Source organism: Leucobacter alluvii, from assembly GCF_039530485.1.
Classification (GTDB): domain Bacteria; phylum Actinomycetota; class Actinomycetes; order Actinomycetales; family Microbacteriaceae; genus Leucobacter; species Leucobacter alluvii.
The window spans coordinates 311,542-326,038 of sequence record NZ_BAAAOP010000012.1; the positions used below are offsets into that span (position 1 = coordinate 311,542).

Sequence of the window (14,497 nt, forward strand, 5' to 3'; positions counted from 1 at the left end):
GGTGTGGTTTCCCATGATTCGGGATCACCGCCGTTGCCACATTGTGACAACTCCTCAGCTTAGCAATTGCATGCTCACTCCCGGCTGAGGAGATGCCAATATGGAGGAACCATACGTCTCGGCCTCCCCGCGTGCGGATGCTCGCGTCGCTCATCACCAGAGAAAGGACGCCATGCCGCCTGCAGCGGTTGAGCTGCTCGTCGTGCTCCCCACCTACAACGAGCGGGACTCGCTGGCCGCAGTGGTCGCCGGCGTGCGGCGGTCGCTTCCGGAGGCCGACATCCTCATCGTCGACGACGGGAGCCCGGACGGGACCGGCGCCATCGCCGACGCGCTCGCTGCTGACGATTCCCATGTCTCCGTTCGGCACCGCGCTGGAAAATCCGGCCTGGGAACCGCGTACGTGCTCGGATTCGCTGCAGCGCTCTCCGACGGGTATCGCACTGTCGTCGCGATGGACGCCGACGGATCGCATCGGGCGGAGGATCTGCCTGCGCTCGTCGCGGCCTCACGCGCTGGGGCCGGGCTCGTGATCGGCACGCGCTGGATGGAGGGCGGACGGATCGTCAACTGGCCGGCCTACCGCAGGTGGATCTCCCGCGGCGGCACATGGTTCGCCCGCGCTCTGCTCGGTTCGCGACTGCGCGATCTCACCAGCGGATTCCGAGTCATTCAGCTCGAATGGCTCCGCCGGATCGATCTCGAGGCGCTCGACTCGCAGGGGTACGGATTCCAGGTCGAGACCGCGTGGACGCTCGAGCGGATGGGCTGCCCCGTCACGGAGATTCCCATCACCTTCGTGGAGCGCGCCGATGGCCGTTCCAAGATGTCGCTCGGCATCGTGCTCGAGGCATTCGCCAACGTGGTGCGATGGTCATGGAGATCGCGAAGCAGACGCACCACCGCCGACTGAGCGGAACGCGGCCGCGCCGTTCGAGAACGGCGCGCTGCATCCGCCCAGCCGGCGGCTGGCGGCGCGGTGGATCTACTCGACTTCGGAGAGCGAGATCACTCCGTAGTTCCACCCCTTGCGCCGGTAGACCACGCTCGGATTGCCGCCGACCTCCTCGATGAAGAGGAAGAAATCGTGGCCGACGAGCTCCATACGATCGACGGCGTCTTCGACGGCCATGCGCTCGGCGGGGAACTCCTTGGTGCGGATGACCACCGGCGAATAGTCCTGCTCGCCGGAGTCGACGACCGGTACTTCACCGGTCGCGACGGCCTCGAGCACTTCGAGGGGCGCTGGGGTGACATCGATCATCTCGAAGTCGTTGGCGGCAGCATCCGCCAGTGACGTGCGGCCGCGGCCGCGGCGATCCTGTCGCTTATCCTTCATGCGACGGATGCGTTCGAGCACTCGCCCGTACGCGATGTCGAACGCCGAGTACTTGTCGCCTCCGGCGGACTCCGCGCGAATCACGGGCCCCGGCCCGATGAGGGTGATCTCGACGTGATCGCCGTGTTGAGGGCTCCGGTCGCTCTGCCGAGAGACTCTCACTTCGAACGCCTGGGCCCGGGGCAGCAGCCCCTCCACTTTGTCCGTTTTCGCTTCGACATAGCTTTCGAAACGATCGGTAATCCCGACGTTCTTGCCGCGGATGTTCACGTCCATGGTGACCTCCCTGGAGACTCGGGCGGGTGTGCCATCTGGCGCACCGTTACGCCTTTCTCGAACTCTACTCCACTCGCGCGACGCGTTTCCACCGGATCAGGGATTCTCCCGCGACTTCGCAGGAACACCTCGCGCATCGCGTCGCCCGGCCACGCACAGCGCCACCATCGCCACGACGTTCGCGCCCGCGTGCTCGAGCGCTTCCCGTGCCGCGCGCATGCTCGCCCCGGTCGTGATGATGTCGTCGACGAGCACGACGCGGCGCCCGCGAACGAGGTGCCGCGCCGAATGCCGCACCGCGATGCGCCGCGCGTTTCGTTCACGTGCCGAGGCCGAGAGACCGACCTGCCCGACCCTGCCCCGCGTCGTCCGGAGCGCGCGCAGGCGCAGCGACGGAATGCGCGAGCCCCGGAGCGCTGCAGTGACGAGCAGCTCGAGGTGTCGGTACCCCCGCTTGCGCACCCCGTTCGGTCGCGATGGCATCGCGACGATGAGCGGAGCCGATGGCCCACCGCCCTCGGTGCGAGCCGCGCACCGGATCGCACTGAGCAGGGGGTCGCGCAGCACCGCTCCGAGCACTCGGCGAAATCCCACCCGCCCATCGTGCTTGAACGCCACGAGCACCGAGCACAGTGGCCCTTCGTAGCTGCCTCCCGCGAAACAGGGCACCCCATCGAGCTCCCGCTCGTGCACGGCGGGCAGCTCGCCCAGCGCTGCGAGACAGACGTCGCAGCAATCGCGATCCTCTGCACCGCACCCCACGCAGGCGGTCGGCCACACGAGCGCCGCGAGATCGAGCACCAGCTCGCGGAGGTGCTGAGCGCGGAGAGTGGGCATGCGTCGAGTATTCCGAGACGGACTCCCGCATGCCGCGAGGACGGACACTCGGTGGAGAACCGCGGTGCGCGCCGCTCTGCCAGAGATCTGTGAGCGACGGCGGCGCGGCCCTCCCCTACCCGTGCTTCGCGAGCAGCTCGATGCCCGTCACGGCCCGCTGCCATCCGCTCCCCTGCGACGCATACAGGTCGCCCTTCGAACTCAGCACGCGCAACTGCGAGCGGGCCGAGCCGCCGGCGAGCTGCACACCCCCCTGCACGGCGCCCTGCTCCGCAGAGATGAGTCCGATACCGCCGATGGTGACGCGACTCGTCGAATCGGCCTTCGAGAGCACCGCGAACCGTGTCTGCCCCACCCAGTCGAGGTCGACGGGCGCACCACTCGTCCACAGGTGAACGTCGGCCTCGTCGGTGGTGCGCACCGGCAGTCCTTCCGCGTCCCGCTCCACACCGGCGACCAGCACCTGACTCCCCTGCTCGTCACGCACGAGTGCCGCGATCCGCATGCCATCGGGCGACAGGCGCACGGCGACCGGGGTCCGTCCGGCGAGCCACGGAGCGGCGATCTCGATCACCGAGCCCTCCCGGGTCGTCGCTCGGAGCGTCTGAGGCGCCGACGCCTGCACGGTCCAGATGAAGTCGAAGGCGTCGAACATCGGATCGAGCAGCCCGTCGCGCTCATCGATCGGAACGACGCCGAGTGCGTCCACTCGCGTCACGCCCTGAGCGTTGAGAATCGCTGCCGCGTCCCCTTCCGGGTTGAGCGTGATCGCGCTCGGCTCGTAGTCGCTGAGCGAGGTCGCGAACCCCGGCGCGGCGACGAACTGACCTGCGACGATGGCCCCGAATTGCTCGTCGACGAGCACCGCAGGATCGGTGACGTCGTTCAGCAGGCGCGGTTCGACGGCGTCATTCCTGGCCTCCGACCGGATCTGCGTGCCCTCTGCCGACAAGTCGTATCCGTTGACGCTCTGCACCGTCTGCAGGCTCAATCGCAGCTGCTGCCGAATCTCGGCCATCGCCGTCGTTCCGGCTTCGAGCAGGTTCCCGGAGAGATCGACCTGAGCTCTGCCGTTCTCGATCGGCACCGAGTTCATCACGAGCGTCGTGCCAGAGGGGAATCCGCTGTGCAGCACCCCTGACATGCGCTCGCCGGGCCCTTCGAGGAGGGCGCTGACGATCTCCGTCGGCAGCGCGGAGCGCGTCATGAACCAGCGCGTCTCCGGCACCATGATGCCTCCCGGCCCGACGAAGTACAGCTGATGCGGGGCCCAGATCGTGGTGAACGTCGTCGTATCGAGGATGATGCCGTTCGGAGCCGACGAGATCCGCCACTCGCCGCCGACGCGTTCGAGTTCGAACCGCAGCTCGGTGCTCGCACCAGGTTCGACCGGCAGCATGAAGCCCTCGGCATCGACGGTTGCGAGAGCCGAGATCTCGAGCGTGCCGGAGCCGTCGTCGTTCTCCGTGTACGGCCGGCTCCCATCGTCGACGAGGACGTTCGACGACGGATCCCACTGCTTCGCATAGTCCGGCGAGAGGAACTCTCGCGCGGTCCCGTAATCGTCGGCGCTCGAGACCGCCGCGAGCACGAAGCCGCGCACGACATCCTCCTGGGAGGATCCCGAAGCCGGCCCGGCCGCGTTGAACTGCACCGGCTGCTCGGCCTGCTGAAGGTCCTGGGCGCCGACCTGCACCGGGCCGGAGCTCGGGATGGCGGTGCAGGAGGTGAGCGCCAGCGAGGCTGCGGCGGCTGCCGCGAGCACCAGGGCCCTCGTCCGTATGCGGAATCGTCTCACTTCCGACCTTCCTTCCGGATGCGGCGGCCCGGGCGCCTGAGCCAACCGCCCGTGGCCTGCGGATCGGTCTGCTCCGGTGTCACGTCTTCGGGGACGAGCGGCAACGGCGACATGAAACTCGTGATGCCGTCGCCACGAGGCAGCGTGAGCCTGAAGTTCGTACCGACACCGAGCTGCGACCAGGCCTCCAGGATGCCGCCGTGCACTGCGGCATCCTCCTGTGCGATCGCCAGCCCCAGGCCCGTGCCTCCGAGCGTCCGCTTGCGGGACGGATCGGCGCGCCAGAAGCGGTCGAAGACGTGGGCGAGATCCTCCTCCCGCATGCCGATGCCCCAGTCGCGCACCGACAGCGAGATCGCGGCAGCGTTCGAGTCGATGGACACCACGATGCTCCGCCCCTCGCCGTGTTCGATGGCGTTGCCGACGAGGTTCGAGACGATGCGCCGAATGCGTCGGGCGTCGACATCGATCGGCGAATAGCCTCCCAGAGCGCGCACCTCGATGATGCCCTCCGACAGCGGCTGCAGCCCTTCGACCACCTCGGTCGCCAGGGTGACGAGGTTCGTCGGCTCCGTCTCGAGTGTGACGCGGCCGGCGTCGTAGCGGGAGATCTCGAGCAGATCTTCGAGGAGCGTCTCGAACCGGTCGATCTGACCGCCGAGCACCTCCACTGCGCGCCGCTGACCCGGCTCGAGCCCGTGCGTGCTGCTCTGGAGCACCTGGCTCGCCAGGCGCACGGTCGTCAGCGGTGTGCGCAGCTCGTGGGAGACGTCCGAGACGAAGCGCTGCTGCATCTCGGAGAGCTGGTCGAGCTCCTCGATGCGCATCTGGAGCGTCTCGGCCATCTCGTTGAAGCCCTCCGAGAGCACGTCGAAGTGCTCATCGTTCTGCAACGGCATCCGCGCGTCGCTCTCACCTGACGCGAGACGACGGCTCGCGGCTGCGGCGGAGCGGATCGGCCGGAAGACGATGCGGGACATGATCCAGACCAGGATGCCGATGAAGGCCATCATCGCCGCGGCTGTGATCAAGAGGGTGCGCTGCACGAACGAGAGCGTGTCCTGCGTGTCGGCGAGGTTGTATCCGATGAAGAGATCGTAGGTGCCAGCTCCGGCGGGGAAGGTGACGCTCGAACCGACCACGATGCCGGGCGACGGCGAGCCATCCTCCTCGATGAACGTGACGGCCTGCCAGTACTGGGCCGCGGTGCCCGCTTCGACGGCGTGCGCGAGCTCCGGGGTCACCGCCTCCGGCAGCAGCGAGCTCGTGAATGAGGGCGGCGGTGCGTCGGCGAACACCTCCTGACCGGCCTGCCTGCGCAGGTAGACCATCTGGCTCGAGGTCGTGTCTCGCACGGTGCGCCGCACCGAGGCGGCCAGCGTCGAGAGGGCGCCACGATCAGACGCATCCGAGGCGTCGATCTGGCGCTGCGCCGCGAGCGTCGCGCGCGCCGAGTCCTGCAGCGCCTGCTCCTGCCGGGAGGAATAGAGGTCGCTCGCGACGCTGCCGAGGATGAACAGGCCGGCGGTCAGCACGATGAACCCGGTGACGAGCCCGGTCACCGTCATCGTGCGCACCATGAGCGACCGCCGCCAGCGTGCGCGGAATCCTCCGAGCACCGGCTCGGAGAATCGCAACCAGCGCACTCGGATCCGCCGGAGCGCGGTGACGAGGCGGGAACGGCGGGAGCGCGTCATGGCGCTCCTACTCGACGGGCGTGCCGGCCCGGTACCCGACGCCCCGCACAGTGGTGACGATGGTCGGGTGATCGGGATCCTGCTCGATCTTCGCGCGCAGGCGCTGCACATGGACGTTCACCAGACGGGTGTCGGCCTTGTACTGGTAGCCCCACACCTTCTCGAGGAGAACCTCGCGAGTGAACACCTGCTGCGGCTTGCGCGCCAGGATCGCGAGGAGATCGAACTCGAGCGGCGTCAGCGGGATGGACTGGGATCCTCGGCGCACCTCGTGCGCCGACACATCGATCGTCAGATCTCCGATCCGCAACGACTCGGCGCTCTCCTGCTGCGGCTCGCGCAGGCGGGCTCGGATGCGAGCGATGAGTTCGGCCGGGTTGAACGGTTTGACGACGTAGTCGTCGGCCCCGGCTTCGAGGCCGCGCACCACGTCCCGCGTATCCGTGCGAGCGGTCAGCATGATGATCGGGGTACCCGACTCGGCTCGAATCTTCTCCGCGACTTCGATGCCGTCGAGTCCGGGCAGCATGACGTCGAGCAGCACGAGGTCGGGGCGCATCTCACGGAATCTCTCGACCGCATCGGCCCCGTCGGCAGAGTGCTCCGTGACGAACCCTTCGGCCTGCAGCACCATGCCCAGCATCTCCGCCAGAGCCCTGTCGTCGTCTACCACCAAGATACGCGCGCTCATAGTCTCCATTATGTCTGCAAAGCATCGGGATACGCGGAGCATCGCGCGGCCGCCCTCGTGGCGAGGTTCGGCGTACCGATGGCGGCGACGTCAGTAGTGCTCGAAACGACCGGGAATCAAGTCCCACGGATCCGCGCCGAGATACTCGCAGACGGCGCGATACACGCAGTACTCGAGAAACGCGCGCCGGTGCTCGGCGTCATCGACGTGCAGCGTCTTCGCGCGCTGGATGGGCATCCGATAGAGCACGATGCTCTTCGACGGCCGGTCGATCATGTAGAGCAGCGGGAGCTGGCTCTCGCCACCGCTCGTAGGCGCGGTCTGGAAGCCGAATCGCACCCCGTGCAACTCATCCGGGAGATACCCCTGCACGACTGCGATGGCAGCGCGGGCATCGGCCTCGAAGCGTCGAAAGCGACCCTCGGGATCGGGGAGCGCCGGGCCCGTGAGCGAGGATCGGATCGGACGCCGCCCGTGCCGCGACGCCCGCGCCCTCGACGGCATTGCGGGAGCATCCCGAGAAGGAGCACGACGACGACCGAACATGCCCACAGTCTACGTCGGCTAGCGCGGGTAGACCGTCAGCGTGCCGTCCCGCGGATCGGGTGCGAGGATCGGGTACCCGGCGATCGCGGAATCGGACACGTACCGCACGCCTGCATGGACGGGTGCCGAACTCGTGAGGATGGCGTTCGCCGGAGCATCCAGCACGACCGCTGCGCCCGGCCGGACGGTCTCGGTCGTGTCCTTGCCCTTGCCATCCGCGCGCGCGATGGTGATCTCTGCTTCAGTGTCCGCTGGATTCACGACGACCAGACGCCCACCGGCCACGACGGGCGCGGCGACCTCGGCGTCGGCGGCGATGACGGGAGCCGGAGCGAACCACTCGAAGTCGTGCTCCCGGGTGTCAGCATCGTCGGCTGAACCGGCAGCGCCCGCGATGATGGGAACGTCGGCGTCGATGACGAGCGCGTTCGCACCGTCCGGCAGCGTCCCGACCCTCAGCTCTCCGACCGCGTTCGGCGCCAGTTCGATCTCGCCGACCTCGGTGCTCTTCCCATTCTTGTCGAGCACGCGCACTGATGCGGTGCCGGCGAGCTCCCCCGGGGCGAGCGCGCGGACGATGAAGGGGAACGCGTCCCCCTCACCCGAATCGTTCGGGCCGCGGTCGTCTCCGTCCGCATTCTCGATCGCCGGGATGACGAGCGAAGTGGACGGTTCGACCTGCGGTGTCGCCCCGGAGACGCCGAACGGGGTGATGCCCGAGCTCTGCGCCACCCCGACGTGCGCGGTGACCGGAGCTCCCGTGCTCACAACGCGCACGGCGAGCCGCTCGCGATCGGGCGCGTACCCGTTGAGCGACACCGTTTGCTGGGTGCCTGGAGCGACGATCACTCCGGCCGTCTGCACCGAGTCGACTGCGCCGTTCTCGTCGTACACGGCGATCGAAACCGTCGCCGGCACCGTGCCCGGGTTCCCGAGACTCAGCGTCGTCGAGAAGCCGAGCGACGAAGCGCCGCCCATGATCCACTGCTCATTGCTCGGTTCCGCGCAGCTGCTCGCCGCTGCGCCCCGCAGATTCTCGGTGTCGATCGCCTGGAACTGCGCCGCGGCGAGCGGCTGCGACATCGGCGCGAAGACGACACTCGGAAGGCCCGTTCCCTCACCGCGCGCGAGCGTCGCAGTGCCCGATGCTTCTCCGGATACCGCGGTCGTGGCTTCGCCGACGGGGATCGCGACTCCCGGCCGCGCAGGGTCGGCGCCGAGTTCGGAGAAGGACCCGGCGCACGCAAGCGTGCGCGCCGTGTCCTGCGTCGTATCGACCGTGAGCGCGAGCGGTTCGTGCACCACCGACGGCAGCGGAACATTGCCCATGAGCACGACGCCGCCGACGGCCGCCGCCGTCACCAGCAGACCGGTGACCGCCCGGGCGCCGCCGCGCAGTAGCCGTGAACGATCGGTCATCGTCCGTCTCCGTTCGTCTCATCGGTCGTCCGCTCGCCGGGCGCATCAGCGGTCCGGTCCACTGCCGGCTCCGCTGTGGGCTCCGCTGCCGGCTCCGCTGTGGGCTCCGCAGGGTCCGTCTGCGCGTCGGCCGTGTCAGCCCGAGACTCGGCCGGCGCGGCGGGCGCGGTCGCCTCGGTCGCCGCGGTCGAACGTGCACGAGTGGCGCGGTTCTTCCGGCGCGATGGGCGCCTGCGCTTCTCGGGCCGCCAGGTCACTTCGGCGGTGGGAAGCGCGAGCAGGATCACGCCGAACAGCACCGCGAGCTGCACCGCCCAGACGGTCGTGCCGCTCAGCGAGGTGCCTCCCAATCGAGTTGCGGAGTCGCCGACTTCGGCATCCTGGCCAGGCGCCTGCTGAACGCGCCAGAGCAGTCCTTGATCGGTGAGTCCGGCGTTCGCGAGCGCCTGATGCTGATCGAACACCCGCTGCAGCTCCGAGCGCTCCGCGTCGTCTCCGCCGACGGGCAGCAGCACGAAGCCGACACCCGCTGATTGCAGCGCTTCGGTCACGTCGCGCCCGCCGACGCTCGCGAGACCTGCGACGAGTTCGGCGACCTGGCGGTCGGCTTCCCGCTCCTCCGGCGTGGTCAGCGCGGTGCGGATCTCGTCGAGACGCAGGCCGCTCCCGGTCACGAGCTCGGCGCGGACGGCATGATCGCCCTCCGCGGTGATCACGAGGGTGCGCACTCCGGAGTCCGTCTCTCCCGCGGCCTGCACCAGCGCCGGCATTTGGGAGCTCGCCGGAGCGAAGGGCACGCGATTCAGCACGAGCTGCGCTGAGACCGGGAGCACCGCGATGATCGCAGCGGCGAGAGCGACGGCGACGACCGGAGTCGCGCCGCGCCGCAGTGCGGCCGCGCCGACCGCTGCGAGTCCGAGGAGCGCGATCCAGTACAGCGCGAGCCCGGAGCCCGTCCAGACGGCGATGCTCGAGCCTCCTGCCGCGGTGAGCTGCAGCTGCCCTGCCGCGACGGCCGTCGCGAGCCCGAGCGCGCCGAGCGCCGAGTGCAGCAGCGTCACGGCGACGCGCCCGGCGAACAGGCCCAGCAGGGCGAGCAGCGCGAGCGGGAGCATCAGTACTCCGATGAGCAGCGTGGCCGGAGGCCCGCCGAGGCCGATGCCGTCGAGAATGCCGGCCCAGCCCTCGAGCCCGAACTCGGGGTAGCCGATCAGCAGATGCCAGGTCGTGCCCGGCTGGAAGGGAGAGTTGATGCCCGGATCGAGGAGCACGTCGAGGGGGCGCCCCGAGACGATGCTCGCGAAGAACTTCGGCGCGAAGAGGATGGCCGGCACGAGAGCGGTCGTCAGCACGCGGGCGACGCCGCGCAGGGTTGTGAACAGCCCCAGAATCAGCATGATCACCGCTGCGGGAATGAGGATCGGCGCGGAGGCCAGCGCGGCTGCGGCGAGCAGTGACGCCGTTCCGGCCCAGCTCCACGACTCCCGGCAGCGGGACGCCGCGAGCAGCAGCCACGGGAGCACGACGGCGAGGACGAGGGTCTGCAGCCGGCCGGCTTCGATGGATCCCAGGAGCACGGGGCTCAGCGCGAACCCGAGACTCAGGAGGGCTCGCCCCGCTTTCGACTCGGTGAGCTGAGCCGCCCAGATCCAAGCGCCGAGCGCTGTGAGCGGGATCGAGACGATCATCAGCAGCACGACCGCGTGCGACGGGTTCCAGAACGTCAGCGTCCCGATCAGCGCGAGCACCCAGGTGAACGGATCGGCTGGAATCCCATCGATCGGGCGCGTATTCGCCCAGAGCTGGTCGAGCGGGCTCAGCGGAGCGAGACCGCCCCCGAAGAGGCTCGTCTGCGGGAACGCCCACCACATCAGCACGACGGCGGCGACCGCCGCCGTGGAGAGGACTGCGAGTCCGCCCATCGAGATGAAGTGCATCTCGCGTCGCTGCCGCCCGGAGGACGCAAGGATCGCTTCACGGTCGATCATGCGTGCGGTGCGCACGCTCTTCGGGTCGATGCGCAGCTGCCGCACGGCCGACCAGCCTGCCGACGAGTGCGCTGCGATGCGGCGACGGGAGGCGAGGATCGCGTGCGGTCGGAAGAAGACGGCGAAGGCCGCCACGAACTCGCCGACCATGTACCCTGGCTGCTCGCGGATCAACGCCCACAGCACCCGCAGCAGCGCGTATACCGGCAGGCACAACCAGGTGAGAAACGCGACGACGGGCGAGGCGTAGGCGATCCGGCGATGCAGATGCGCGGTGCGCGCCTGGCGGTGCGCATGACGGAGCACGGAGCGCCTGCGATCGATGCGCGGGCCTGCCACACCGCTCTGGGCGAACCGTACGCGCGACGCGGGGGCCACCTCGACGCGGTGACCGGCGAGGCGGGCGCGCACGCAGAAATCCAGGCCGTCGTCGTACACGGGAAGGGCGGGGTCGAAGCCGCCGAGCTCGTCCCAGACGTCGCGGCGCACGAGCATGCCGACGGGTCCGACGCCGAGCACGTCTTGCATGTGGTCGTACTGCTGCTGGTCGAGCTCCTGGCGGCGGAGGGTCCACCGCGAGCCGTATCGAGTGAGACTCTGGCCGAGTTCGATGATGCGGTCGGGATGATCCCAGTCGACCAGCTTCGGCCCGGCGACGACCACCGATGGCGAGCGCTGCACGCTGCTGACGATCCGCTCGAGCGCTGCAGGTTCGGGGCACGAATCCTCGCTGAGCAGCCAGATCCACTCATCGGGAGCCGTCCCCGGCAGCAGTTTCGGCTGTCCCTCCCCCTGCCTGGTGAGGGGGGCGTCCGCTCGTACGCCGGCATTGCCCTCATCGGAGGCCGGAGCCATTGCTTCCACGGCGCGCGCGACCGCCTCGCCGAACGGCAGCCGCGATGGGAGGCCGACCACGCGGTCCGCGCCGCTCGCAAGCAACTGCTCTCGAACGTCGTCAGAGCCGCCGTTGTTGACCGCGATGATGTTCGCGGGCGCGAGCGTTTGCCCGGCGATGCCGGCTATCGTCTGGTCGAGCCAATCGCCGCCCCGCTGGGCGACCAGGATGGCGGTTACTCGGGTGCGCATCACTCGGCAAGTCTAGGCGCGGATCATGTGCGCGCCCCGGAGCCATGCCGGGCGCTGATCAGATCGCTTCTCGGCGGAGCTTGCGGCGCTCGCGCTCCGAGAGACCGCCCCAGATGCCGAAGCGCTCGTCGTTCTCGAGCGCGTACTCGAGGCACTCCGACCGGACTTCGCAGCCCTCGCAGATTCGCTTCGCTTCGCGCGTCGATCCGCCTTTCTCGGGGAAGAACGCCTCGGGGTCGGTCTGCGCGCACAGGGCGTCCGTCTGCCAGGACAGTGCCTCTTCGTCATCGCGCCGGATCCCGGGAGTGCCGAGGAAGACCGGGTCCACGAACCAGTTGCCGGGTACCGGCGTGTGCGAAGTGTCGCTCAACATCCCGTCCCTTCCTCGACTTCAGCGGCTCGTGCTCGCAACCGCGCTCACATAATTACACCGTTGTGATTCCCTCAAGTCAAGCTGAGGATTCTAAACCCTCAATCACGCATTGAGGGTGGAGGACACGCCAGCGAGTCGCAACTGTGCGCGAAACCGCCATCCGAGGTCAGCCCCAGATCACCAGCATCCGGTACGTCATCACGCCGACCGAGAGATGCACGACGGCGAGCACCAGGTTCGCCCAGCGCGTGCGGTCGACCAGGGCCCAGAATCCTGCCCCCAGCGGAAGCATCAGCGCGACGATGAGATACATCCAGAACTCGAGCGGATCCCCCGCGGGCGCGTTGCCGGCGGCCGGTGCCGCGATCGCCACGACGACCTGCGCGATCAACACCAGAGCGACGAGGAGCGTGGCGCCCATCGTGAAATCGTTCGGCGCGCGTCGGCGCAGCGCCTCCACCAGGCAGAGCACCGCGGCGGCGAGAGCGACGACGATGACCGCGACGCCGTACCAGGCGATCATGGAGCGCCTCCCGTCTCCACCGGGAAGTTCGTGACGACGCGCACTCGACCGCGCTTCACCTGCACCAGACCCACGAGACGCTCACCGGGCCCCACGGCCGCCGCGATGGAGGCGTCGGGGACGACGGAGGGATCCACCTCGAGTTTCTTGCCGTTGCCGAGGTCGATCGTCTGCTCTGCACCGAGATCCAGGCGCGGGAACAGCGACGTGGCCACCGACGTCGGAGCGAGGAGCGGCAGCGCGCCGCCCTGCGCGAGCGCCTCCGTGCCGACAGCGTCCGCGACATCGAACGGGCCGACGCGCGTGCGACGCAGCATCGTCAGATGACCGCCGACCCCGAGTGCCTTTCCGAGATCCCTCGCGAGGGCTCGGATGTAGGTGCCGGTCGAGCACCGTACCGTCGCGTCGATGTCGATGACAGGCGCCCCGGTGTCGTCGACCCCGTGACGAGCTTCTCCCAGTTCGAAGGCGTGCACGGTGACCGGTCGCTGCTGCAATTCGACCGCCTCGCCGGCGCGCACCCGATCATAGGCGCGCTGCCCGTTCACCTTGATGGCGCTCACTGCACTCGGCGCCTGCATGATGTCCCCCGTCAGCTCCGCCGCAGCGGCGCTGATGCGCTCGGGCGTCACCTCGCCCATGGCTCCCGCATCCGCGGTGCTGATCCGCTCGCCCTCGCGATCGTCGGTCACAGTCGCGTACCCGAGTCGAATCGTCGTGAGGTAGGTCTTGTCGAGCCCGACGAGATGCGTCAGCAAGCGCGTCGACGGCCCCGCCCCCAGCACGAGGAGGCCCGTCGCCATGGGATCGAGGGTGCCGGCGTGCCCCACCTTGCGTGTGCCGAGCGCACGCCGAGACTTCGCGACGACGTCATGGCTCGTCCAGCCCTCCGCCTTGTCCACGAGCAGAATGGCGCCCTGCGCGGGCAGAATGGCTGGGTCGTTCGTCACCCGTTCAGCCTACCGGCGGCGGCAGCGCCCTCCCGCCGCCCCGCATCCGAGAGGCGGCCTACACTGGAGCCGATGAACCCGACCGAAGACGTCGCCTCCGAGATCGCGGCGGCGCTGAGCGCCTGGTTCGCGCGCGCAGCGCGAGACCTGCCCTGGCGTGGCGCCGACGTGACGCCCTGGGCGATCCTCGTCTCTGAGTTCATGCTGCAGCAGACCCAGGTGGAGCGCGTGCTCCCCCGCTGGGTCGCCTGGATCGAACGCTGGCCGACACCCTCTGCGCTCGCCGCCGACGAGCCGGGCGAAGCGGTACGGGCGTGGGATCGCCTGGGGTATCCCAGGCGCGCGCTCTGGCTGCATCGTGCCGCCGTCGAGATCAGCGAGCAGCACGGCGATGCGGTGCCGTCGAACGTCGACGACCTGCTGGCGCTCACCGGCATCGGCCCGTACACCGCCCGCGCGGTCGCCGCCTTCGCGTACGGTGAACGCCATCCGGTCGTCGATACCAATACCAGGCGCGTGATCGCGCGGCTCGTGCACGGCCGCGCAGCCGCCGGCATGCCTGCACCGGGCGACCTCACCGATATGGAAGCGCTCCTGCCCGAATCTCGCGAGTCGGCCGCCGTGTTCAACGCGGCAGCGATGGAGCTCGGCGCAACGGTGTGCACCGCTCGGGCTCCGCGATGCGGCGAGTGCCCCGTGGCCGCATGGTGCGAGTGGCGAGGCGCCGGCTACCCCGACAACGCACCTGAGAAACGACCGAGGCAGGCGAAGTTCGACGGAAGCGACCGCCAAGTGCGGGGCCGGATCATGGCGCTGCTGCGTCGCTCGAGCACGTCCGTCGACCGCGAGACCGCGCTCGACGCGGCAGCCGAGGGAGGCGTCCGCGATCCGGAGCAACCGCGTCGCGCGTACGACTCGCTCCTCGCCGACGGCCTCGTCATCGAGCTCGACGGGCAGGCGCGCCTGCCCTAGGG

Annotated in this window: 13 protein-coding genes; 2 read left to right on the forward strand and 11 right to left on the reverse strand. The window is 69.2% G+C overall.

Annotated features, from left to right (window positions below):
- Positions 1-100: 100 nt before the first annotated feature.
- Positions 101-913 carry a polyprenol monophosphomannose synthase gene (locus ABFX18_RS12705; RefSeq protein ID WP_346058506.1) on the forward strand — a complete coding sequence of 271 codons (813 nt, stop codon included), beginning with the start codon at positions 101-103 and terminating at the stop codon, positions 911-913.
- Positions 914-985: 72 nt separating this feature from the next.
- Here the strand turns inward: ABFX18_RS12705 and hpf are convergent, their stop codons facing one another.
- The 11 genes from hpf to truB all read right to left on the reverse strand — a co-directional run bounded on the left by hpf (position 986) and on the right by truB (position 13,523).
- Complete coding sequence (gene hpf, locus ABFX18_RS12710) at positions 986-1,615, reverse strand: ribosome hibernation-promoting factor, HPF/YfiA family (protein WP_090146780.1); 630 nt, start codon at positions 1,613-1,615, stop codon at positions 986-988.
- A 96-nt stretch (positions 1,616-1,711) separates the two neighbouring features.
- A complete protein-coding gene (locus tag ABFX18_RS12715) occupies positions 1,712-2,452 on the reverse strand; it encodes a ComF family protein (RefSeq protein WP_346058507.1) in 741 nt (246 codons plus the stop codon).
- A gap of 115 nt (positions 2,453-2,567) precedes the next feature.
- Positions 2,568-4,217, reverse strand: coding sequence for an LpqB family beta-propeller domain-containing protein (locus ABFX18_RS12720; protein WP_346058508.1), 1,650 nt, complete (start codon positions 4,215-4,217; stop codon positions 2,568-2,570).
- Between the two features lie 29 nt (positions 4,218-4,246).
- Entirely contained in the window at positions 4,247-5,947 is a 1,701-nt protein-coding gene (gene mtrB, locus ABFX18_RS12725) for an MtrAB system histidine kinase MtrB (RefSeq protein WP_346058509.1), read from the reverse strand.
- Between the two features lie 7 nt (positions 5,948-5,954).
- Positions 5,955-6,638: an MtrAB system response regulator MtrA gene (gene mtrA, locus ABFX18_RS12730; RefSeq protein WP_090146770.1), complete on the reverse strand. Its 684-nt coding sequence runs from the start codon at positions 6,636-6,638 to the stop codon at positions 5,955-5,957.
- 90 nt (positions 6,639-6,728) lie between these two features.
- Positions 6,729-7,184 (reverse strand): metallopeptidase family protein, encoded by a 456-nt coding sequence (locus ABFX18_RS12735; RefSeq protein WP_346058510.1) that lies wholly within the window; start codon positions 7,182-7,184, stop codon positions 6,729-6,731.
- Between the two features lie 18 nt (positions 7,185-7,202).
- Positions 7,203-8,603: a DUF5719 family protein gene (locus ABFX18_RS12740; protein WP_346058511.1), complete on the reverse strand. Its 1,401-nt coding sequence runs from the start codon at positions 8,601-8,603 to the stop codon at positions 7,203-7,205.
- Entirely contained in the window at positions 8,600-11,677 is a 3,078-nt protein-coding gene (locus tag ABFX18_RS12745; protein ID WP_346058512.1) for a glycosyltransferase, read from the reverse strand. Before ABFX18_RS12745 ends, ABFX18_RS12740 begins: the two co-directional genes overlap by 4 nt.
- A 58-nt stretch (positions 11,678-11,735) precedes the next feature.
- Positions 11,736-12,050 carry a WhiB family transcriptional regulator gene (locus tag ABFX18_RS12750; protein WP_090146764.1) on the reverse strand — a complete coding sequence of 105 codons (315 nt, stop codon included), beginning with the start codon at positions 12,048-12,050 and terminating at the stop codon, positions 11,736-11,738.
- A gap of 166 nt (positions 12,051-12,216) precedes the next feature.
- Positions 12,217-12,573, reverse strand: a complete 357-nt coding sequence (locus ABFX18_RS12755; RefSeq protein WP_346058513.1) for a hypothetical protein — start codon at positions 12,571-12,573, stop codon at positions 12,217-12,219.
- Complete coding sequence (gene truB, locus ABFX18_RS12760) at positions 12,570-13,523, reverse strand: tRNA pseudouridine(55) synthase TruB (protein WP_346058514.1); 954 nt, start codon at positions 13,521-13,523, stop codon at positions 12,570-12,572. Before truB ends, ABFX18_RS12755 begins: the two co-directional genes overlap by 4 nt.
- 72 nt (positions 13,524-13,595) lie before the next feature.
- Here truB and ABFX18_RS12765 point away from each other — a divergent pair, with 72 nt between their 5' ends.
- Entirely contained in the window at positions 13,596-14,495 is a 900-nt protein-coding gene (locus ABFX18_RS12765) for an HhH-GPD family protein (protein WP_346058515.1), read from the forward strand.
- Positions 14,496-14,497: the final 2 nt, after the last annotated feature.